Genomic DNA, 21,318 nt, shown 5'->3' with positions numbered 1-21,318 from the left:
AAACAAGAGAAAGGAGAATGCAATGTATTTATCACAACAGGATGCGGCATGGGCTGCTGAGACAATGGAAAAAATAAAAAAGAAGATAAAGCCTGTGACAGAACGCAGCCGCGGCAAGATACCGTATACCACGGTGGACGGCGTCTTCGATGACCGGTCCGGAAGCCAGGATATCTCCTGGTGGACCAACGGCTTTTGGGGCGGTATGATGTGGCAGCTTTACGCTTTGACGGGTGATGAGCTCTACCGGGAGACGGCTGAGGAACTGGAGAGAAAGCTGGATGCGGTGCTGATGCGTGCAGACGGCCTGGACCATGACAATGGTTTTAAATGGCTGCCAACTGCTGTGGCGGACTACAGGCTGACGAAAAATACAGAGTCCCGGAACAGAGCCCTGCTCGCTGCCAATAACCTGGCAGGCAGATTCAATCTTGCCGGCAACTTTATCCGGGCATGGAATGACTGGGGAGAGGATGATCACCGCGGATGGGCGATTATCGACTGTATGATGAATCTCCCGCTGCTTTACTGGGCCTCCGAGGAGACGAAGGACCCCAGATTTCAGCAGATCGCTGTGGCGCATGCCAATATGGCGCAGCAATGTTTCGTGAGAGAAGACGGTTCCGTCAATCATATTGTGGAATTTGATCCCTTTACAGGAGAGAGGGTGCGAAGCTATGGGGGGCAGGGCTATGAGACCGGTTCTTCCTGGACCAGGGGACAGAGCTGGGGCTTATACGGCTTTGTGCTGAGCTACATACATACCGGTGACGGGCATTATCTTAACACGGCAAAGAGGATCGCCCATTACTTTATGGCCAACACGCCGGAGAACGGCCTGATTCCCGTTGATTTCCGGCAGCCGGCCGAATGCGCCTGGGAGGATTCCACTGCGGCGGCGATCGCGTCCTGCGGTCTGATCGAGCTTTCCAGGCACACGGAGGGCAGAGACAGCAGCCTCTATAGAAACGCCGCGCTGAAGATGTTAAAGGCCCTCGACGCGTCCCGCTGCTGCTGGGAAACGGAGAAGGATCATCTGCTGGAGCGGTGTACGGCGGCTTACCATGATAAAGAACATGAAATTGCCATTATTTACGGTGATTACTATTTTATTGAGGCAATATGGAAGCTTGCTGGTGAAGATTTGTTTATTTGGTAATACAAAAGTTGCAGTTACTGCCGATAATACGAATTATGTCATGTATTATCGGTATTTTCATGTCTAAAAAGGACGTGAGCTATTTAAAAATCTGATTATTCTGACTCTTTTATCTGGAAAACGCACTTCCTTTCTCGTGTAATGCAAGCTATTCCCCAATCTCGTAAAATTAAGTCCACCATAATTCGTATTATATTTCCAAAATCAAAATCTGGTTTTTCCAGGTAAAGATAAATGAAGAAAATGGAGGATTAAAAAATGAAGAAAAGAAGATTGGCAGCGGGTGTTATGGCGGCGGTTATGGCAGCAGGTATCGTTGCAGGATGCAGCAGTACAGGCGCCGGAGCCAAAGGAAGCCAGGAGGAGAAGGTGACCATTAAGGTTGCCCTGTGGGATTATTCCAATACCGAATATTACAAGACCATGTTTGATGCATTTACGGCAAAGTATCCCAATATTACCGTTGAACCGGTCGAATTCTCTGCGGATGAGTACGACAACACGGTGATCACACAGCTGGGCGGCAAACAGGACTTCGATGTTGTGTTCACAAAGGGAACACCTGCACTGAGCGCACTGGTGGAACAGGGACACGTTCTGGCGCTGGATGATCTTATGGGGAAGGACGCCTCTTTTCAAAAGGATGCGTATTCCGGTCTTGTGGACCAGCTTCAGCTAAACGGCAAGACGTATGGAGTTCCGTTCAGAAAAGACAATAATATGATTTTCTATAACAAAGACTTATTCGACAAGGCCGGCGTCCCTTATCCCGAGGACGGCATGACGATGAAGGAATACCATGAGCTGGCTGCCATAATGACGAGCGGAATGGGAAATGACAAGGTCTACGGCGCCCATGTCCATACGTGGCCCAGCAATGTGTCCGAGTTCGCCAGACGAGTCGAAGAATTTGACGTTCTCGATACGGACAGCTATGAAAATCTGGTGCCGTATTATAATGAGATTCTGGCCATGCAGGACGAAGAAGTTGTTCAGGACTACGGTATGCTGAAGTCCTCCAACATCCATTATTCCGGCGTATTCTATAACCAGCAGGCGGCTATGCTTCAGATTGGAACCTGGTTTATCAACATGTGCGTGGAAAATGTAAAAGACTTCAACTGGGGTGTCTGCAGCCTTCCAAATGACAAAGGAATCGGCAATGAGGCCGCGATTGGCGGCGTGACTCCGGTATCCATCGGGGCGTATGCAAAGCATCCGGAAGAGGCGTGGACCTTTATCAACTATATCTGCGGAGAAGAGGGGGCAGAGGTCCTTGCAAAACAGGGAATTGTCCCAGGCTACAACTCCGATCAGGTCAGCCAGATCTTTGATGATATTCCCAAAACATCGCCCAATGCTCCGGAAGGCTTATCAAAGTATATTGATATAGATAAGTATGTAGTGGAGCAGCGTATGGACAGGCTTGCCAAGGAAATTGATAACATTTACCAGGAACAGCACAGCGCCATCATGACAAAGAGTGTGACTGTGGAGGATGGTCTCCGGAAGATGGCAGAGAGAGTTAAGGAAGCGCAGTCCAAGTAACTGGAGAAAGGCGGACATATGAACAGAGAAAACAGCGCGGCCCAAATATCGAAGAAACGGTCTCTGGCCAGAAAAAAGAACTTAGTCGCATACTCATTTATCCTACCTAATTTAATCGGATTTTTCATTTTTACATTTATACCGATTGTCTTTTCCCTGCTGCTCAGTTTTTGCGAATGGGATTCCGGGAATCCGGTTAAATTCGTAGGTTTAAAGAATTTTATCACGATGTTTACCAATGATTCAAGCTTTTGGATTGCTTTGAAAAACACCCTTTATTATACGGTCGTGACAGTGCCTGTAACGCTGGCCTTATCGCTGTTTCTGGCCATTCTGATGAACAAAAACTTAAAGGGCCGGGTGTTTTTCCGCTCCGTTCTCTTCTTCCCGTACGTGGCTTCCCTGGTAGCCGTGGCAGTGGTCTGGATGGCATTATTCAATCCGGACCGCGGCCCGGTCAACGGGCTTCTGATGGCGCTCGGTGTGTCCAATCCGCCGAGATGGGCGGCGTCTACGACCTGGGCTATGCCGACGATCATCGGTTTGACCGTGTGGAAGGGGATGGGGTACTACATGATTGTCTATCTGGCCGCCCTCCAGGGCGTATCGGGGGATTTGTACGAGGCGGCTTCTCTGGACGGAGCAGGCAGATGGCAGCAGTTCCTCCACATTACGTGGCCCTGCGTAACCCCTACTACGTTCTTTATTTTGATGATGCTGATGGTATCCACCTTCAAATCCTATGATATTATGTATATCACGACACAGGGAGGACCCGGCGAGGCAACCAAGGTTCTGGCTTACCATATTTTCAACAGCGCGTTCGTAAGCTCCAGGTTTGGTTACGCCAGCGCGGTGGCCATGGTTCTGTTCGTCATTATCATGGGTGTGACACTGATTCAGTTTAAAGGTGAGAAACGATTTACAAGTTACTTATAAGGAGGCAGCAGTATGAAGCAGGCAGATAATAAAAATTCGGCTGTCTCTGCGGTTAAGACAGCGTTTATGTACGCAGCACTGATTATTATGGCAGTTATTATGCTTATTCCCTTTGCATGGATGCTGTCGGCATCCTTAAAGTTCGAGAAGGATGTATTCTCCTTTCCGATCGTATGGATACCGCCCGTTCCCCAGTGGAGCAACTATGCAGAAATATGGAAGAAGGTTCCGCTTCTGACGGGCTTTTTCAATACGACGAAGCTGACGGTATGCACCACCGTTTTGCAGCTGGTCACGTCGAGCTTTGCAGCTTATGCATTTGCGAAGCTGAGCTTTAAGGGGAGAGATACTATTTTCATGATGTACGTCATGACGATCTCAATACCATGGCAGGTTTATATGGTTCCCCAGTACAAGATGATGACGCTGTTCGGCCTGACCGACAGCCATCTGGGCATTATTCTGATGCATGCGTTTACAGCCATGGGCGTATTCCTGATGAGACAGTTTTTTATCGGAATCCCCAACGAACTGCTGGAGGCGGCGAGAATCGACGGTCTGAGTGAGTACGGAATCTGGGCGAGGCTGATGCTTCCGCTGTCGAAGCCGGCGATCGCCACTCTGTGCATTACCTCATTTACCTTTGAGTGGAACGATTTTATGGGGCCGCTAATCTATTTGTCTTCCCAGAAAAAAAAGACCATTCAGCTGATGCTGCGTATGTTTAACAGCCAGTATTCCTCCAACTATGCCCAGATTATGGCCGCGGCCACGGTTGCCCTGATCCCGGTCCTGATTCTGTTTATCTGTTTACAGAGGTACTTCGTGGAGGGCGTGGCGAGTTCCGGTATCAAGGGATAGAAGCTAATTCAGGAAAGAAAAGGAGACGGTATGAAATACTCTTTATTTACGGTCAGTGTACCGGAAATGACGCCGGAACAGGCGCTTAAGAAGATGAAGGAATACGGGTACGACGGTGTGGACTGGAGGGTGACGGATCTTCCAACAGATCCCGGGGCAGTAAAGGAGGCGCCGTCTTACTGGAAAAACAACTATTGTACGGTGGATATCGCCACGATAGATGAGAAAGCGCAGGAATTAAAGGCGCTGTCTGATCGGTATGGGATCAAGGTAAATGCCCTGGCAACGTATTTAAACTGCGCCGACAGTGAGGCCAGGATTGAGTCGTGTATGACGGCAGCCGTGAAGATGGGCTGTAACCGGATCCGCGTCAATTCTCTCCCCTATCATAAAGGGCAGAATTACCTGGAGACCTTTGAACAAGCGGCAGCCGGATTTAAAAAGGTGGAAGTGCTCGCCAGGAAGCATGGGGTAAAAGCTGATTTTGAAATGCACATGGGGACGATCACACCGTCCGCCAGCGCCGCATACCGCCTCGCCTGCCTTTTTGATCCGCGGTATATTGGCGTGATCTACGATACGGGAAATGTGATCTATGAAGGCTTCGAGGAGTATCAGATGGCCTTTGAGATACTTGGACCGTATCTCGACCTGGTACATATTAAGAATGCGTGCTGGGTGAAAAAGAACGTGGATGGAAACGAAAAATACGTCCCTGACTGGGCCCCGTTTACAGACGGATATGCCGATTTTGAACGGTGTTTTCAGGCGCTTAAAGCGGTGGGGTATGACGGCTATGTGACCTTTGAGGATTTCTCCTCCGCGGAAAGCTCAGAGCAGAAGCTGAAGACAGATATTGACTGTATCAGGAGAATCGTGGACGCCGTGGAGCGGCAGGAGGAGGGCGCGCATGATTAGGACATTCTGCACCCATGAGATCCGAAAGGTCCGGGAATTGAGCGGCAGCCTGTGGGAATTTTCGCCCTGTACAGGTGATCTGGCAGGCAGAAAATACCGGACGGCTGTTCCGGGCTGCTGGGAATCCATGCCTGATTTTTCCTCTTACAGGGGAGTCGGCGTGTTTTCCAGAGAGATTGAGACGGAAGGGGCGTTCCGGCTGGTATTCAAGGGCGTCAGTCATACGGCAAGGGTCTGTCTGGATGGAAGGGAGATAGGCAGCCATTATAATGCTTATACGCCATTCGCCGTGGCTGTCACAGATGTGATGGCCGGAAGGCACCTGCTGGAGGTCTATGCAGATAATACGTTCGGCGAGGCCAGCGCACTCCACATACCCAATGACTACATGAGCTACGGCGGCATCAGCCGCGGTGTCCTTCTGGAGGAATTGACGGATACGTACATTGAATACATTCACGCAGTCCCGGTCATGGAGAAGGACGGCTGGAAAGCCCTGGTTTCAGTGAAGGTTAAAAATTGGTCCGCGGCCGGGAAAGCATGCAGGCTTTATCTGGACTTGGCCGGGATTGCCTCTGAAGCCATGGAACTGACACTGGAGGCCGGCGGGGAGAAAACCGTGGACTTTCAATTGTCCGCGGCAGAGGCGGAGGCCTGGGAGATCAAAAACCCGAAGCTCTATACAGTCCGGGCCACGCTTTCGGATGAAAACGGAGCGTTTGACGACCAGATCGACCGCATGGGATTCCGCGAGATTAGGACGGAGGGCAAAGATATTCTTTTAAATGGGAAGAAGCTGCGTATCAGGGGGTTCTGCCGCCACGAGGACCATCCGATGTTCGGATGCGCCCTGCCCTATGCGGCGATCCAGCAGGATCTGGAGACGGCCATGGATTTAGGGGCCAATGCCATCCGTACCGCTCACTATCCCAACGACGAACTGTTTCTTGATCTGTGCGATGAGCAGGGAATTCTGGTATGGGAGGAAAACCATGCCCGGGGGCTGACGCTGGAGCATATGCAGAATCCGAATTTCGAGCGCCAGGCGGAAACGTGTATCGAGGAAATGATCACGGCTCATATCAATCACCCGTCTGTCATTATCTGGGGCATTTTAAATGAGTGTGCCAGTGATACGGAGTACGGCTATGAGTGCTATAAGAAGCAGTACGACTTGATTAAGCACATGGATTTTTCCAGGCCGAGGTCGTCTGCAAGCTGTAAATTTAAGACGGACATCTGTTTCGGGCTTCCGGAGATTGTCTCTTATAATCTTTATCCGGAGTGGTATCATGAGACGCCGGCCAGTGAGTATGTGAAGGATATCTATGACTGGGTTCAGCGTGAGAGCGAAGGAAGCGGCAAGCCGTTTCTGGTTACTGAGATCGGTGCGGGCGCCATCTATGGTTTCAGAAGCCACACTCTGTGCAAATGGTCGGAGGAATATCAGGCAAAGGCTCTGGAGGACCAGATTACGGCGGTTCTTGAGCAGGAAGGTTGCAGCGGTATCTTTATCTGGCAGCTCAGTGACGTGAGGGTCAGTGACGAGTGGTTCGCCAGCCGCCCCCGCACCATGAATAATAAGGGGATTGTGGATGAATACAGGCGGCGCAAGCTGGCCTATGATGTGGTAAAGCGGATTTACCACGCTTACGAAGATAAATGACAGGGAGAGCAGCAGGGGAAAAACGTGTTTAGAAAACGCGGTTTTCCCCTGCTGTTTTTTTAAAAGCCTGTTCCTCTTTCCTTTAAAAATTTCCGCATAGTTGGATTTATTTTCCTTATTGAGAATTATTTTCAATAAAGTACTTGATTTTTTATTTGGATTAGCATATACTAACTACTGTAAAGAAAATGAAATTGAGAATAATTTTCAAAATTAAGCAGAGGTGGTGAATATGATGCCTTTAACCATGGTAAGAACCGGCGAAGCACAGGTAATACGTAAAATCGGCGGGAACGAAGAGACGAAACGTTTTCTGGAGAATCTTGGTTTTGTAACGGGCGCAGTGGTCACCGTGGTATCGACGATCAGCGGAAATATGATAGTCAATGTCAAGGATTCCAGAATCGCAGTGAATCAGGATATGGCAAAAAAAATTATGGTTTAGTAGGAGGAAAAGAGGATGCAGACCTTGAAGGAAATTCCATGCGGCACGACCGTAACCGTGAAGAAGTTAAACGGAGAGGGCGCAGTCAAACGCCGGATTATGGATATGGGGATCACAAAAGGCTGTTCTGTATTTGTCAGGAAGGTTGCGCCGCTCGGGGACCCGGTGGAAGTAACGGTGCGAGGGTATGAACTTTCTTTGAGAAAACAGGATGCGGAACTGATTGTGGTAGAGTAAAAGATCAGGGAAGGGCGGACGCCCTATATTTTAAGAATGAGAGTTAGAGATGGCTAACTAAAGGAGGAACAAGAGTATGGCAATCCGTATTGCACTGGCAGGTAATCCAAACTGCGGAAAAACCACCATGTTTAATAACTTAACAGGCTCCAACCAGTATGTTGGAAACTGGCCTGGAGTTACGGTAGAGAAGAAGGAAGGGAAACTGAAGGGAAAGAAAGACATCATTATCACCGACCTTCCGGGAATTTATTCCCTGTCACCGTATACACTGGAAGAGGTCGTAAGCCGTGACTATTTAATCAATGAGAGACCGGATGCGATTATTAACCTGGTGGACGCCACGAATCTGGAACGTAACTTATATTTGACGACACAGCTGCTGGAGCTGGGGATTCCGGTTGTCATCGCCCTGAACATGATGGATCTGGCGGTGAAGAGCGGCGATAAGATCGACGAGAAGAAGCTGGCGGCAGCGTTTGGCTGTGAAGTGGTTGCTACCTCCGCCTTAAAGGGCGAGGGACTGACTGAAGTGGTGGACCGTGCGGTTCGTCTGGCAAATGCCAGGACCATTCAGGTGCCGAAGCATGAGTTTTCCAGAGAGGTGGAAGGCTATCTGGCCGATATCGCAGACCTCCTTCCCAATTCCGTTCCGGACCATCTGGCGCGCTGGTACAGCATTAAGCTGTTCGAGCAGGATGAGAAGGTCCTGGGTACGACCCCGCTTTCTGCCGATTCCTCGAAGCGCATCGTGGAAATCGTGAAGGATGCCGAGAAGCAGATGGATGACGATGCGGAGAGTATCATCACCAACGAGAGATACGAATACATATCGAAAATCATTACGGGCTGTTTAAAGAAGAACCGAAAGGGAATGACCGTTTCGGACAAGATTGACAGGATTGTAACGAACAGAATCCTGGCGCTTCCGATCTTCGTGGCCGTGATGTTTGTGGTCTATTACGTTTCCGTCACATCGCTCGGAACCATTGTTACCGACTTTACCAACGATACGCTGTTTGGCGCATGGATCCAGCCGGCCGTTCAGGGCTTGATGGAGACCGCAGGCGCTTCCGAATGGCTCGTTTCCCTGGTTGTGGATGGTATCATCGGAGGTCTGGCGGCTCCAATCGGATTCGCTCCTCAGATGGCGATTCTCTTCCTGTTCTTATCTGTCCTGGAGGACTGCGGATACATGGCGAGAGTTGCATTTATCATGGACCGTATTTTCCGCAGATTCGGATTATCGGGAAAGAGCTTTATCCCGCTGCTTATCTCTTCCGGATGCGGCGTTCCGGCCATCATGGCCACTAAAACCATTGAAGATGATAAAAACCGCCGTATGACCATTATGACATCGACCTTCGTTCCCTGCGGCGCAAAGCTTCCGGTTATCGCACTGGTAGCAGGTGCGATCATGGGTGGGGCCTGGTGGATGGCACCCAGCATGTATTTCATCGGAATTGCATCGGTTATCGTATCCTGTATTATTTTAAAGAAAACGAAAATGTTTGCAGGTGATCCGTCACCGTTCGTAATTGAACTTCCGCAGTACCACGTTCCGTCAGTGAAGACCGTGCTGCTTCACGTATGGGAGCGTGTATGGAGCTTCTTAAAGAAAGCGGGAACAATCCTGTTCCTCTGCTGTATGGTGATGTGGTTCCTGGCTACGTTCGGTGTGGAAAACGGCGCCTTCGGCATGGTTGAGGATATGGAAGCTTCCTTCCTCGCGATCATCGGCACCTTCCTCGCTCCGATCTTTGCGCCTCTGGGCTTCGGCAGCTGGCAGGCGGTTGCCTCCTCCCTTTCCGGATTTGTGGCAAAGGAGGGCATCGTCAGCACCATGGGTGTCCTTGCCAATATGGCGGAAGCGACGGAGAGTGACGCCGCTCTGTGGCAGTACGTTATGACTGATTTCTTCCACGGAAGCGCCCTTGCAGGATTTACCTTCCTAACCTTTAACTTACTGGATTCTCCGTGTCTGGCTGCAATCAGCACCATGGCGAAGGAGATGGGAAATAAGAGCTGGACCGCGTTTGCAGTTATCTTCCAGAATGTATTTGCTTATGCGGTATGCTTAATGATCTATCAGCTGGGATCATTCGCCATGGGCGGTGGTTTCGGTATTGGAACAGCCTCTGCTGTTATTGTTCTTGCTGTAACTCTGTATCTGCTGTTCCGTCCGGCTCCGAAGGCTGACAAAAAGACAGGAGCCGCAGCGGCCAGAATTTAAGCAGATGCACAGGGACCTGGAGGACGGACTACCAGGAGACTGAATAGAAAAGAGGGATACTTATGGTAACTTGGATAGCTGCCAATGCGGCGACAATTATGATATCACTGATATTACTCGTATTGACGGGACTTGCGATCCGTTCCGTGTATAAGAACCGGGGAACCTGCAGCTGCGGAAGCAAGAGCGGTTGCGGAGGACAATGCAGTTGCTGCCATGGCTGCGTTCCAGGCCATAAGCCGCGCTCATAACGGGGAGGTTGATAAGATGAATCAGGCTGATATCCTCGAAGAGAAACGCGCCTATGTGATTCGGGAATTAAAGAAAAACGGCTGCAGAATCACAAACCAGAGACAGATTCTGATTGATGTGATTCTGCAGGACGAATGCTGCTGCTGTAAGGAAATGTATTATCAGGCACTGGAAAAGGACCCCACGATCGGAATGGCCACTGTTTACCGGATGGTGAAGACCCTGGAGGAGATTGGACTGATCCAGAGAAAGAACCTTTACCGGATAGACGGAGACAGCGCCAGCGCCTGACGGGATCAAAAACCCGGGCAGGAGAAGCGCTGACGGTGCTCAATGAGAATAACAGGAACCGGCGTGGTACCCGTGCAGACAGCTGCAGGGCGCTGCGGCCGGTTCCTTCGTTTTCGGAATACGGACCGGGAGTGGACTTATGGAAAAAAATCGTATATGATAGAAGCGATACACACGGGATGAAATGGGGAGAAACTGCCATGTATGAGTCCGGAGAAAATTATCTGGAGACGATCCTGCGTCTGAGAGAGAAAAATGGGACGGTGCGTTCCATCGATATCGCCCACGAACTGAATTTCAGCAAACCAAGTGTGAGCCGTGCCATCGGAATCCTGAAGGAGGCAGAGGAAGACGCCTGCCGCATGGAACATATTATCAGTGAGGAAGTATTTTTGGGAATTAAAAGATTTATGAGCGAGCAGAGCCTGTAGGTTTCTGCTTTTCTTTATCTTTGAATGTAACTTTTTGAGAAAAACGGAGTCTATATAGGTGAAGACGGTTTCGAGTGAAGAAAAAACAAAGGAGAGACGTCCGTGGGAGTGAGATTTGAAGAAGTTTACCAGAGGCAGAAAAACGCGGTATACGGTTACCTTTCCTATATGACGAAGGATAAAGATACGGCGGAGGATTTGGCGCAGGAGACCTTTTTGAAGGTTTATCTGGGGCTTAAGGGCTTTAAGGAGGACTGCAGTGAAAAGACGTGGTGCCTGACGATTGCGCGGAACACCTTTCTTTCCTTTGCCAGAAAGAAACAGCCGGTTCTCCTGGAAGAGGCCGACATACAACGGCTGGAGGCCGGGTATGAGAGCGGACCGGAGGAGAAGCTTTTGAAGGAAGAAAAGGCAAAACTGATCCGGGAGGTGCTTTCTTCCTTAAATGCCGACGACAGGACGATCATCCTGCTTCGCGATTATGAAAAGATGGCGTACGCGGATATTGCCAGAGTGACAGGGCTTTCGGAAACCGTGGTAAAGGTCAGGCTTCACAGGGCCAGGCTTAAGTACCGGAGCCGGTATGAACAGAGAGGAGGTGACAGCTGTGGCATGTGATTACAGAGATCGGGTACTGGAGTATCTACGGGGCAATATCGAGGACCCGGAAGTGGAAAAGCACCTGGAGGAATGCGGGGAATGCCGCGCGCTGGTCGAGGGGTATCTGGAGAAAGGGAAGGAGCTGGACATACCGGAGGCCGGATATAGCGGTACGGATGAGGGGCTTAAGGAGCGGGTGGTCCATTTTGAAAAAGGAACCAGAAGGATCCTGGTGTTCACCCTGGTGGGATTCGTGCTGGGCTGGTTTTCCATCACTTATTTTACGGATTCCTTTCTTGTGACAAAGGTGATTCTGGCCATCCCGTACAAGGCCAGTGAGATGCTGCACAATCTGTTTCATGCGCAGCCCTACGGCTATTACAGCGGGAACGGCATGTTTACGGAGTTCAATGAATTCTTCCCGGGAAGAGGCCTTCTTACGTTTCTGGCGGAGCGGATTACGCCGGTTATGATCGGGGGCGCTGTCTATGGCAGCCTCGCCTATTTTACCGGAGATTCGAAGATCTTTACGCTGCGGCGCTATCTGAAATTTGCAGCCGTCTGGGCGGCTGTAGTCCTTCTGTGGACGGGGGCGCTGTTAAAGGCGGACACCGTAATGGCGGCAAAGGATGACCGTATGGAGGACGTAACCGGATTCTTTCTGGCGACCGAAATCCGGGGAAACGGCTACTATGAAGAGGATAAGCCGGGAGGGAATGACACCATTTTCCGCATTCTTCGGGATGCACTTTACCAGGACGGGAATCCCCTGGAACGCTTAAGCCCTGATGTGCGGGTACCCGAGGATGAACTGCAGCTTCAGATCTTTCTGGGAAAACACCGGCAGGATTCCATGATCTGTGAGGTAAATCCGAAGGAGCATTATCTGGTGACGGAGCACGGTACGGTATACCGGGTGCCGGAAGAATTCTCCAGATATATGGTTCGGTACCAGGAGGACTGTTTGGAGTCCTTATATGATGAATATGACGGGGAGGAGACGCTGACAGATGAAGAAATTGGCGGAATGGAGAATTAAAACGAAAAAAGACTGGATCCTTGCGTTCCTGTTTACGGCCCTGATGGTCTATGTGGTGGCGGTCCGCTTTTTTCACTGGAAGATCCTCAATTTTATGCAGAAGTTCATGCCGGATAAGATGAGTACCATGAACCTGCCGGAGGGATATGGAACAGTGCTGTTCTGCACTTTAGGCATGGCGGTGATCACGATGGCAGTGCTTGCGCTTGAACACCAGAAAAAGAAGTATATAGTGGCGGCGGGGCTGGCCGGATTCCTGATTGCCGACTGCGCGCTGGGCGGCTTCGTATTACACTGCCGCCTGATCGTACAGCGGGGGTATGAGGAACCTGCGGCTTCCGCCTGGATCGCCTTACGTGATGAGAATGAGAATGTGAATCTGGCGTCCGGAGACGAGACTCTGGCGCGGCTTCAGATGCTGGCATTTTCCCTGGAGAGGCAGCCGGCCGAGAGACAGGCGGAGCTGAAAAAGCTGGTGAGAGAAGGGAAGCAGGCCCGTTCGTTTGTCTGGTTCTCCTTTCCGGAGAAATATTTTCACGGATACGATCCCATATTTAATATAGAAGAAGGACTGATTTATATGGACCGCGGGGATCAAAATATGGTGTTTTACAAGGATAACGGTTTCATTGAGTGCGTAGAAGAACTGAAAAACACCATGATTGAGAAAAAATGATGAAGTACAATAAGGGTCTCCGGCTTGACTTTACAGGCGGTTTGTGACAAAATAGGTAGTTGTAATGAATGAAAAACCTGGAAAGAAAAGAGGTCCTTAAACGATATGACAAAGATTGATATTATATCCGGCTTCCTTGGAGCCGGTAAGACGACTTTTATTAAAAAACTGCTGGAGGAGGCCATCTCCGGAGAGCAGGTGGTTTTAATTGAAAATGAGTTCGGGGAGATCGGCATCGACGGGGGATTCTTAAAGGATTCCGGAATCGAGATCCGTGAGATGAACAGCGGCTGCATTTGCTGCTCCCTGGTCGGTGATTTTGGAAAGTCCCTGGCGGAAGTGCTGACCAAGTACAAGCCGGATCGTGTGATCATCGAGCCGTCAGGCGTGGGCAAGCTTTCTGATGTCATGAAGGCAGTCAGAGATGTGGCGGCGGAGATCGAGGTTACCTTGAACAGCGCGGTTACCATCGTGGATGTGGCGAAATGCCGGATGTACATGAAGAATTTCGGCGAGTTCTTTAATAATCAGATCGAGAACGCAGGAACGGTTGTTTTAAGCCGTACCGACATTACTGCCATGGACAAGGTAAATCAGGCTGTGGAACTGATCCGTGAGAAGAATCCGAAGGCCGTGATCGTCACAACGCCATGCAGCCAGTTAAGCGGCGCCCAGCTTCTGGAAATCATCGAGAAGCCGGATACGATGGCGGAAGACTTAATGAAGGAAGTTGAGGAGTACCGTCATCACCATCACGACCATGACGGCGGGGCGTGCGGCTGCGGGCATGATGAGGAAGAGTGCGGCTGTGGCCATGATCATGAGCACCACCACCATCACGACCACGATCATGAAGCAGAGGAATGTGGCTGCGGCCATGACCATGAGCATCATCACGACCACGATCATGAAGCAGAGGAGTGTGGTTGCGGCCATGACCATGAGCACCACCACCATCACGACGGCGATCATGAAGCAGAGGAGTGCGGCTGCGGCCATGATCATGAGCACCACCACCATCACGACCACGATCATGAAGCAGAGGAGTGTGGCTGCGGCCACGATCATGAGCACCATCATCATCACGACCACGATCATGAAGCAGAGGAGTGCGGCTGCGGCCATGATCATGAGCACCACCATCATAACGACGGCGAGGCCTGCAGCTGCGGTCACGATCACCACCATGCGGATGAGGTATTCACCAGCTGGGGCCTTGAGAATGTTGCGGCCATGACGAGGGAAGACTTAGACCGGATTCTGGACGAACTGGCATATGGTGACCAGTACGGCGAGGTGCTTCGCGCCAAGGGCATGGTTCCTGGAGAGAAAGAGGGAAGCTGGCTCTATTTCGACCTTGTACCGGAGCAGTATGAGATCCGTGACGGATCACCGGAATATACCGGCAAGGTATGCGTGATCGGCGCAAAGCTGAAAGAAGACGAATTAAAGAAAGCGTTTGGCAGGTGAGAAGATGGAGTACACGGATACATTAGATGACGATTTTATGCCGGTGTTTCTGATCAATGGATTTTTAGAAGCCGGTAAGACCCAGTTTCTCCAGTTCACCATGCAGCAGGATTATTTTCAGACCGATGGAAAGACCCTGCTGATCGTCTGCGAAGACGGTGATACGGAGTACGATACAGAACTGTTGAAACGCACCAAAACGGCAGGTATATTTATCGAAAGCATGGACGAGCTCACGCCGGAGCGTCTTCTGGAGCTGGAGCTACTCTATAATCCGGAGCGCGTCTTAATTGAGTGGAACGGCATGTGGAATCAGGATGACTTACAACTGCCGGACGACTGGCGTGTATATCAGCAGATTACCATTATTGACATGTCCACCTTTGACTTATATGTGGCGAATATGAAGCCTCTGCTGTATGCCATGATTAAGAATTCTGAACTGGTTATCTGTAACCGGTGTGACGGGATCGAAGATTTATCAGGCTGCCGCAGGACCCTTAAATCCATGTGCCAGAGAGGCGAGATTGTCTTTGAGGATTCAGAGGGAGAGATCGACGAGATCGCGGACGAGGATCTGCCTTACGATATGAGTGCGGACGTGATTGCAATTTCGCCGGAGGCTTACGGCATCTGGTATATTGACTGTATGGACAGGCGGGACCGCTACGAGGGAAAGATTGTGGAATTTACGGCCATGGTATTAAAGAGCCCGGATTTTCCGAAAAATTACTTTGTCCCGGGACGTATGGCCATGACCTGCTGTGAAGCCGACATGACGTTCCTCGGATTTGTCACGAAGGCCAGAGAAGCGAAGGACTTACAGACGAAGCAGTGGGTAAAGGTCCGGGCCAGGATCGCCTATGAATTCTGGAAGGACTATGAGGGCGAAGGCCCTGTGCTCTATGCGGAGTCCGTCCAGCCGGCGGAGCCCATCCGGGCCGTGGTACAGTTTTAACAAAACAAGCTTAACGGCAGTGGCGGGCGGAGAGAAATCGGTATCCCCCACTGACATGAAGTCAAGCCGCGCATCTATAAGAGGTAGTCGCACTCTTTGAAATGATCGAGCGTGGATTGAAATAACGAAACAAAGATCGGGCAGGCCGTCTCAGCGCCATATTTCCTTCGTGCGGAGTGTCGGCCTCCGGAGGGTTTTTGTCTCATAGGACAGCTTTCCTATGAAATAAAAAAAGAGCCTTGAGGCGGAACTGTCATGGTCCCGCTTCAAGGCTCTTTTGAGTTTGCAGTGTTTTGTAATAAATGATAAAGCTACATCTGTGGTACCGGTGTCGGTCTGGCCGGATCGAATACGTCCGGGACGCTGAATAAGTCGCTTAAGCTGTCCGGATAGTAATACATGCGGTAGCCATCCAGATTCCGTCTCCCCTGGCGGAAATGATCCGGTCCCAGCTGCATCCAGTAAGGCGTGCTGGCATCCACGTTGCAGAAATATCGGAATCCCAGTGATTTTAAATAGGTAAAGCGTTCATTATCATCCGTATAAGGCTTCCAGGTCCCGATATCGCTGCCAAAGGGGTAGAGAATGATATCGGTAGGACCGATGAGGGATTCCACGTTCTTTTCCCATTTATCCGCATCCATCCTGAAGTGTTCCATGGAGATCGTGCCCAGGTTGCGGTGGCCCCAGCTGTGGGAAGCCAGTTCCCAGCCGTGGTCTCTCAGGCACTGAGCGACTGCGGCAGCCTGTTTGCGATCCTCCTCGTAATTGGGATTGGTGTCCTTATAAGATTCATCTGTCCGGTATCCAAGAATTCCATTGTAGCCCGTAAATGCGATTATGGCTCTTGCGCCCTTATAAGAAAATCCCGGGTGTTCTTTAATGAAGGTTTCCAGTATGGGAACGAGATCGAAATCTCCGGTGACGACGCTTCCGTCATCCTGTTCCATCTCTGTGGTGGGATAGCCGTCTTCCCCGATCACCATGCGGGTGGCGAAGCCGTCTCCCTTCATATATTCATAGTAGCACACGTCATCCTGTGACATGACGAAGGCCTTTTTCCCTTCGGGAAGCATGATGTCGCCGTAGACGAACTTCGGATTGCCGTTTTCATCTGTCGTCTCATAGGCGAGATCGTGAATCTTTACGAGGACGTAGCCCTTATCGTACATGGACTGCATCATCTTGATAAACTCGTCTTTCGTCGTCATCATCTGGTTGTATCCGCCCTCCCGGTTGTCTCCGTCGAAGGCTTTGGAGGTGTCGACGATCAGAGAGTGGAAGAACACGTGGGTGACTTCCTGGGGATTGACGCGGACCAGCCGGCTCATCTGATCTTTGTAGGCGGCGACGGCGTCTGCGGCTTCCTTCACGGAGGCGTAGCGGCTGTCGGAGGTGATCAGGCTGATGGCGCCTTCATAATCGTACTGCAGGGCCAGGCTTTCTGCCTGTGTAAGGAGATCGATCAAACCGGTGTCCTCTGTCTCCGGTGCCGTGGTGATGATCTCCGGAGGGGATGCCTCCGCGGTGGTCTGGGTGACGGATGCCTTGACCGCCCCCAGACCCTTGCGGTGCCGGCCCAGTATAATGCCGCCCGTGACTAAGGCGGCAACCAGTAAAATTCCTATCATAATGACAATGATATTATGTAACGTGCGGCGACGCTTTTCCTGCTGACGCCGTTCACGGTATTCTTCCATATTCATGCTATTACCTCTTTTTCCAGTGTATTGAAGGAGCTTTGGGCGGCCGGATCAGACAGATGCTTCACAGAAAGTGACATACTGCTGTACCCGAAATCGTCCTGGATACCGGACACAGTACAAACTCCTGAACCAGTATACCATACTTTCAGACAGGATGAAATCGTATCAAGGGAAAATTAAGGAAAATTTTTTGGAAAAAAGTGGCATAGGACTGGAAATCCCACCCATACAATGAAACAAAGGATTTTATCAGGGGAAATTATGAAACGATTGTTAGCTCTTGTTTTAAGCATGCTGCTTTTCCTCTGTCCGTCTCATGCCGCGTGGGGGCAGGAGCCGGACATTGCCGTGGCGTCGGACATGGTAATCCGGTCGGAAGAGGCGAAGACTGTAAACGCCGAGGGAGGTCCATCCATACAGGCGCCCAGCGCTCTGCTGATGGAAGCTTCTACCGGACAGGTGATATACGAAAAAGATGCGGATACGAAAAGGAGTCCCGCCAGCATTACGAAAATCATGACTCTGATCCTGATTTTTGATGCCCTGGATTCCGGAAAAATAAAAATGACCGACGAGGTGGTCACCAGCGCACATGCCAAGTCCATGGGCGGCTCCCAGGTTTTCCTGGAAGAGGGGGAGACCCAGACGGTGGAAACCATGATCAAATGCATCGTGGTGGCCTCAGGAAACGACGCTTCCGTGGCCATGGCGGAATACATAGCTGGAACAGAGGAAGAATTTGTGAAAATGATGAACGAGAGGGCGGCCGGACTTGGCATGACCAACACCCATTTTGAGGACTGCTGCGGCCTGACCGATTCGCCTACCCATGTGACGACGGCCAGAGATATCGCCCTTATGTCGAGAGAACTGATCAACAAGTATCCCCAGATCCATAATTACTCCACCATCTGGATGGAGAACATCACCCACGTGACGAAACAGGGAACGAAGGAGTTTGGTCTCTCCAACACGAATAAGCTGTTAAAAATGGCGACCAACTTCAATGTGACCGGTTTGAAGACGGGATCTACGTCTCTGGCTAAATACTGTCTGTCGGCGACCGCAGAAAAAGACGGTGTCCGCCTGATCGCTTCCATTATGGCGGCTCCTGATTACAAGGCCAGGTTTGCAGACGCCCAGACGCTGCTGAACTACGGCTACGCCAACTGCCGCCTGTACGAGGATAAGGAGATGCTGCCGCTTCCGGAGCTGGTGGTGGATAACGGCGTTGTGGACAGTGTCCCCTTAAAATACGGCGGCACCTTCTCCTATCTGAGCTTAAACGGGGAAGACCTGGCTGCCATAGAGAAGGAACTGGTACTGCCGGAATCCATAGCGGCGCCGGTGGAGGAAGGCCAGAGCGTGGGCGTGATTAAATACAGCCTGGCGGGAAAGAAGCTGGGAGAAGTTCCGGTACTCACGGCTGGAGCGGTGAAGGAAGCTGGGTTCATGGATTACTTTAAGAGAGTGCTGGCGGGATTCGCAGTTTGACAGCGCGGCACCAGAAAGAAAACGAAAAACGGGAGGAAAAGCGTCTCATGCTTTTCCTCCCGTTTTTTATTTCACAGGAAAGTTCATCCTATGAAACAAAAACCCTCCGGGGGCTGCGCATTCCGCGCTAAGGAAATATGGCCGCTGAAGCGACCGCGCTTCAGCGCGAGAGTCCGGCGGGCCGGACTCTTTATTATAGAAGACCACCAAACTGTAAGAACAGCGGAGCGAATACCAGGGACATAATGGTCATCAGCTTGATCAGGATATTGATAGATGGTCCCGACGTATCCTTGAACGGATCGCCTACCGTGTCGCCGACGACAGCCGCCTTGTGCGCGGAGCTGCCCTTTCCGCCGTGGTTGCCTGTCTCGATGTATTTCTTCGCGTTATCCCAGGCGCCTCCTGCGTTGGACATGAAGATGGCAGTGAGAACACCGGTCACCAGGGCTCCGGTCAGGAGTCCGCCCAGGGCTTCCGGCCCGAGAATCAGCCCGACGGCCAGAGGGACGAGCACGGCCATGAGGCCGGGAAGAAACATTTCGCGGAGCGCGGCAGTGGTGGAGATGGATACGCAGGAGGCGTAGTCCGGCCGGTCGGTCCCTTCCAGGATGCCCGGCTTCTCGTGGAACTGCCGGCGCACTTCCTCGATCATCTGGTGAGCAGCCTTCGACACGGATTCCATGGTCATGGAAGAGAAGAGGAAGGTGAGCATTCCGCCGATGAACAGTCCGACGATCACATGAGCATTTAAAATATCAATTGTTTTTAAATTTACCGCTTCTGCATAGGAGACGAACAAGGCCAGGGCGGTTAAGGCGGCGGAACCGATGGCAAAGCCCTTTCCGATCGCTGCCGTGGTGTTGCCGACAGAGTCCAGCTTGTCGGTGATTTCGCGGACCGAATCATCGAGACCGGCCATCTCTGCGATGCCGCCGGCGTTATCTGCGATAGGACCGTATGCGTCGATGGCGACGGTAATGCCGGTGGTGGAAAGCATGCCGACCGCTGCCAGGGCGATTCCGTAGAGGCCCATCAGGCGGAAGGAGACGAGAATGCCGATGCAGACCAGCAGGATCGGAATCGCGGTGGACTGCATACCGACGGCAATTCCGCTGATCACGGTGGTAGCGGACCCGGTCTCAGACTGTTTGGCAATCTTTTTTACAAAACGATAGTCGCCGGAGGTGTAGATCTCCGTGACGAATCCGATCATAACGCCCACAAGGAGTCCGGCGATGATGGCAAAGGCGGCGTTGAAGCTGCCGAAATATACGTAGCTTAAGAGGAAGGAGGCGGCCACGACCAGGGCTGTGGCGCTGTACTCTCCGCTCTTTAACGCGCGGTGCGGATTGGAATTGTTGCCGGCTCTCACGATCAGGGCTCCGATGATGGACGCCACGACTCCGCAGGCGGAGAGCAGCAACGGGAAGATGACGCCCGCTTCCTGGTAGAATACGACACCCAGCGTCAGCGCTGAGATCAGGGACCCTACATACGACTCGAACAAGTCAGCCCCCATACCGGCCACGTCGCCTACGTTATCGCCTACGTTGTCTGCGATGACGGCCGGGTTCCGGGGATCATCCTCAGGAATTCCGGCTTCCACCTTGCCGACTAAATCGGCGCCCACATCGGCCGCCTTGGTGTAGATTCCGCCGCCCACACGGGCGAATAAGGCGATGGAGGAGGCGCCGAGGCTGAAGCCTGCAAGCACTTCCACATCCTTTGTAATAAGGAAAAGCGTTCCGACACCGAGAAGTCCCAGTCCGACGACGGCCATACCCATGACACTTCCGCCGGAAAACGCCACGGATAAAGCCCGGCTCATACCGGAGGTCCTTGCGGCGTTGGCGGTACGGCAGTTGGCGCGGATCGCCGCACTCATGCCAAGATAACCGGCGATGGTGGAGAAGGCGCTGCCCACCAGGAAGCAGACGGCCGTAGTCCAGCTTCTCGTACCAAAGCCGATCACGACGAAGAGGACAGCGACAAAGATGATGAGGACACGGTATTCCGAGGTCATAAATGCCCTTGCGCCTTCCGCGATCGCGTCCGCAATCTCGCGCATCCGGTCATTTCCCGGGTCCTGCTTAATCACGTGAAGACGCAGAAAGATGGCGAATAAAAGGCCGATCAGGCCGATAACGGGTACAGACAGTATCATTTTTTCCATAATAACCCTCCCAATTTTCATGATATTTGTGCAAATTGATACCTGTGTAAACCATTGTAGCAGATAAACAACGAGAATACAACAAAAAGTTTTAGATAACCTAAAAATAATTTAGAGTAATTTATTCTGTGATTTAGTTGACAAACAATATTATACGATATATAATATAACCATGCTATACAAGATATAATATAGAACACAAAATAATATTATACTAAA

At 51.2% G+C, this 21,318-nt stretch carries 20 protein-coding genes; 18 read left to right on the top strand and 2 right to left on the bottom strand.

What is annotated here, in order from left to right:
* The first annotated feature begins 22 nt into the window (after positions 1-22).
* The 17 genes from M1L66_RS20505 (at position 23) to M1L66_RS20425 (ending at position 15,723) form a co-directional block, all read left to right on the top strand.
* Entirely contained in the window at positions 23-1,159 is a 1,137-nt protein-coding gene (locus tag M1L66_RS20505; RefSeq protein ID WP_434687886.1) for a glycoside hydrolase family 88 protein, read from the top strand.
* 258 nt (positions 1,160-1,417) lie between these two features.
* Positions 1,418-2,707: an ABC transporter substrate-binding protein gene (locus M1L66_RS20500; protein ID WP_187019127.1), complete on the top strand. Its 1,290-nt coding sequence runs from the start codon at positions 1,418-1,420 to the stop codon at positions 2,705-2,707.
* 18 nt (positions 2,708-2,725) lie between these two features.
* On the top strand, positions 2,726-3,646 hold the full coding sequence (locus M1L66_RS20495) for a carbohydrate ABC transporter permease (RefSeq protein ID WP_434687884.1): 921 nt from the start codon (positions 2,726-2,728) through the stop codon (positions 3,644-3,646).
* A gap of 12 nt (positions 3,647-3,658) precedes the next feature.
* Positions 3,659-4,507 (top strand): carbohydrate ABC transporter permease, encoded by an 849-nt coding sequence (locus M1L66_RS20490; protein ID WP_002603458.1) that lies wholly within the window; start codon positions 3,659-3,661, stop codon positions 4,505-4,507.
* Positions 4,508-4,537: 30 nt separating this feature from the next.
* Complete coding sequence (locus M1L66_RS20485) at positions 4,538-5,425, top strand: sugar phosphate isomerase/epimerase family protein (RefSeq protein WP_434687881.1); 888 nt, start codon at positions 4,538-4,540, stop codon at positions 5,423-5,425.
* Positions 5,418-7,091 (top strand): glycoside hydrolase family 2 protein, encoded by a 1,674-nt coding sequence (locus M1L66_RS20480; protein WP_434687879.1) that lies wholly within the window; start codon positions 5,418-5,420, stop codon positions 7,089-7,091. The genes M1L66_RS20485 and M1L66_RS20480 overlap by 8 nt, the downstream gene beginning before the upstream one ends.
* Before the next feature lie 232 nt (positions 7,092-7,323).
* The gene (locus tag M1L66_RS20475; protein ID WP_002603461.1) at positions 7,324-7,536 is read left to right on the top strand and encodes a FeoA family protein; all 213 of its coding nucleotides are present in this window, start codon (positions 7,324-7,326) and stop codon (positions 7,534-7,536) included.
* A 15-nt stretch (positions 7,537-7,551) separates the two neighbouring features.
* The gene (locus tag M1L66_RS20470; protein WP_025530593.1) at positions 7,552-7,773 is read left to right on the top strand and encodes a FeoA family protein; all 222 of its coding nucleotides are present in this window, start codon (positions 7,552-7,554) and stop codon (positions 7,771-7,773) included.
* A 76-nt stretch (positions 7,774-7,849) separates the two neighbouring features.
* Positions 7,850-10,006, top strand: a complete 2,157-nt coding sequence (gene feoB / locus M1L66_RS20465) for a ferrous iron transport protein B (protein ID WP_434687877.1) — start codon at positions 7,850-7,852, stop codon at positions 10,004-10,006.
* A 62-nt stretch (positions 10,007-10,068) separates the two neighbouring features.
* The gene (locus tag M1L66_RS20460) at positions 10,069-10,257 is read left to right on the top strand and encodes a FeoB-associated Cys-rich membrane protein (RefSeq protein WP_434687875.1); all 189 of its coding nucleotides are present in this window, start codon (positions 10,069-10,071) and stop codon (positions 10,255-10,257) included.
* A gap of 16 nt (positions 10,258-10,273) precedes the next feature.
* Complete coding sequence (locus M1L66_RS20455) at positions 10,274-10,549, top strand: transcriptional repressor (protein ID WP_002603465.1); 276 nt, start codon at positions 10,274-10,276, stop codon at positions 10,547-10,549.
* A 35-nt stretch (positions 10,550-10,584) separates the two neighbouring features.
* On the top strand, positions 10,585-10,980 hold the full coding sequence (locus tag M1L66_RS20450; protein WP_434687873.1) for a metal-dependent transcriptional regulator: 396 nt from the start codon (positions 10,585-10,587) through the stop codon (positions 10,978-10,980).
* Positions 10,981-11,082: 102 nt separating this feature from the next.
* Positions 11,083-11,598 (top strand): RNA polymerase sigma factor, encoded by a 516-nt coding sequence (locus tag M1L66_RS20445; protein ID WP_187019136.1) that lies wholly within the window; start codon positions 11,083-11,085, stop codon positions 11,596-11,598.
* Positions 11,588-12,619, top strand: a complete 1,032-nt coding sequence (locus M1L66_RS20440; RefSeq protein WP_187019137.1) for a zf-HC2 domain-containing protein — start codon at positions 11,588-11,590, stop codon at positions 12,617-12,619. The genes M1L66_RS20445 and M1L66_RS20440 overlap by 11 nt, the downstream gene beginning before the upstream one ends.
* Positions 12,591-13,295, top strand: coding sequence for a hypothetical protein (locus M1L66_RS20435; RefSeq protein WP_187019139.1), 705 nt, complete (start codon positions 12,591-12,593; stop codon positions 13,293-13,295). Before M1L66_RS20440 ends, M1L66_RS20435 begins: the two co-directional genes overlap by 29 nt.
* A 105-nt stretch (positions 13,296-13,400) precedes the next feature.
* Positions 13,401-14,765 carry a CobW family GTP-binding protein gene (locus M1L66_RS20430; protein WP_434687870.1) on the top strand — a complete coding sequence of 455 codons (1,365 nt, stop codon included), beginning with the start codon at positions 13,401-13,403 and terminating at the stop codon, positions 14,763-14,765.
* Between the two features lie 4 nt (positions 14,766-14,769).
* Positions 14,770-15,723, top strand: a complete 954-nt coding sequence (locus tag M1L66_RS20425; protein WP_187019142.1) for a TIGR03943 family putative permease subunit — start codon at positions 14,770-14,772, stop codon at positions 15,721-15,723.
* 311 nt (positions 15,724-16,034) lie between these two features.
* On the opposite strand, the gene M1L66_RS20420 is transcribed toward M1L66_RS20425, so the two are convergent.
* Positions 16,035-17,429, bottom strand: coding sequence for a polysaccharide deacetylase family protein (locus M1L66_RS20420; protein WP_434687868.1), 1,395 nt, complete (start codon positions 17,427-17,429; stop codon positions 16,035-16,037).
* Positions 17,430-17,690: 261 nt separating this feature from the next.
* On the opposite strand from M1L66_RS20420, the gene M1L66_RS20415 reads away from it, so the two are divergent.
* Positions 17,691-18,923: a D-alanyl-D-alanine carboxypeptidase family protein gene (locus tag M1L66_RS20415; RefSeq protein WP_002603473.1), complete on the top strand. Its 1,233-nt coding sequence runs from the start codon at positions 17,691-17,693 to the stop codon at positions 18,921-18,923.
* Positions 18,924-19,116: 193 nt separating this feature from the next.
* Here M1L66_RS20415 and M1L66_RS20410 read toward each other — a convergent pair whose 3' ends face one another.
* Complete coding sequence (locus tag M1L66_RS20410; protein WP_434687865.1) at positions 19,117-21,099, bottom strand: sodium-translocating pyrophosphatase; 1,983 nt, start codon at positions 21,097-21,099, stop codon at positions 19,117-19,119.
* Between the last annotated feature and the right edge of the window lie 219 nt (positions 21,100-21,318).

Origin of the sequence: Hungatella sp. SB206, from assembly GCF_051132295.1 — a bacterium.
Lineage (GTDB): Bacteria > Bacillota > Clostridia > Lachnospirales > Lachnospiraceae > Hungatella > Hungatella effluvii.
This window is presented reverse-complemented; position numbering and strand designations above follow the sequence as displayed.

Coding starts and splice junctions, on each gene's coding strand:
- M1L66_RS20415 (WP_002603473.1), top strand. CDS start 17,691: ATGAAACGATTGTTAGCTCTTGTTTTAAGCATGCTGCTTTTCCTCTGT.
- M1L66_RS20470 (WP_025530593.1), top strand. CDS start 7,552: ATGCAGACCTTGAAGGAAATTCCATGCGGCACGACCGTAACCGTGAAG.
- M1L66_RS20480 (WP_434687879.1), top strand. CDS start 5,418: ATGATTAGGACATTCTGCACCCATGAGATCCGAAAGGTCCGGGAATTG.
- M1L66_RS20490 (WP_002603458.1), top strand. CDS start 3,659: ATGAAGCAGGCAGATAATAAAAATTCGGCTGTCTCTGCGGTTAAGACA.
- M1L66_RS20505 (WP_434687886.1), top strand. CDS start 23: ATGTATTTATCACAACAGGATGCGGCATGGGCTGCTGAGACAATGGAA.
- M1L66_RS20410 (WP_434687865.1), bottom strand. CDS start 21,099: ATGGAAAAAATGATACTGTCTGTACCCGTTATCGGCCTGATCGGCCTT.
- M1L66_RS20485 (WP_434687881.1), top strand. CDS start 4,538: ATGAAATACTCTTTATTTACGGTCAGTGTACCGGAAATGACGCCGGAA.
- M1L66_RS20460 (WP_434687875.1), top strand. CDS start 10,069: ATGGTAACTTGGATAGCTGCCAATGCGGCGACAATTATGATATCACTG.
- M1L66_RS20430 (WP_434687870.1), top strand. CDS start 13,401: ATGACAAAGATTGATATTATATCCGGCTTCCTTGGAGCCGGTAAGACG.
- M1L66_RS20500 (WP_187019127.1), top strand. CDS start 1,418: ATGAAGAAAAGAAGATTGGCAGCGGGTGTTATGGCGGCGGTTATGGCA.
- M1L66_RS20425 (WP_187019142.1), top strand. CDS start 14,770: ATGGAGTACACGGATACATTAGATGACGATTTTATGCCGGTGTTTCTG.
- feoB (WP_434687877.1), top strand. CDS start 7,850: ATGGCAATCCGTATTGCACTGGCAGGTAATCCAAACTGCGGAAAAACC.
- M1L66_RS20495 (WP_434687884.1), top strand. CDS start 2,726: ATGAACAGAGAAAACAGCGCGGCCCAAATATCGAAGAAACGGTCTCTG.
- M1L66_RS20435 (WP_187019139.1), top strand. CDS start 12,591: ATGAAGAAATTGGCGGAATGGAGAATTAAAACGAAAAAAGACTGGATC.
- M1L66_RS20475 (WP_002603461.1), top strand. CDS start 7,324: ATGATGCCTTTAACCATGGTAAGAACCGGCGAAGCACAGGTAATACGT.
- M1L66_RS20455 (WP_002603465.1), top strand. CDS start 10,274: ATGAATCAGGCTGATATCCTCGAAGAGAAACGCGCCTATGTGATTCGG.
- M1L66_RS20420 (WP_434687868.1), bottom strand. CDS start 17,429: ATGAATATGGAAGAATACCGTGAACGGCGTCAGCAGGAAAAGCGTCGC.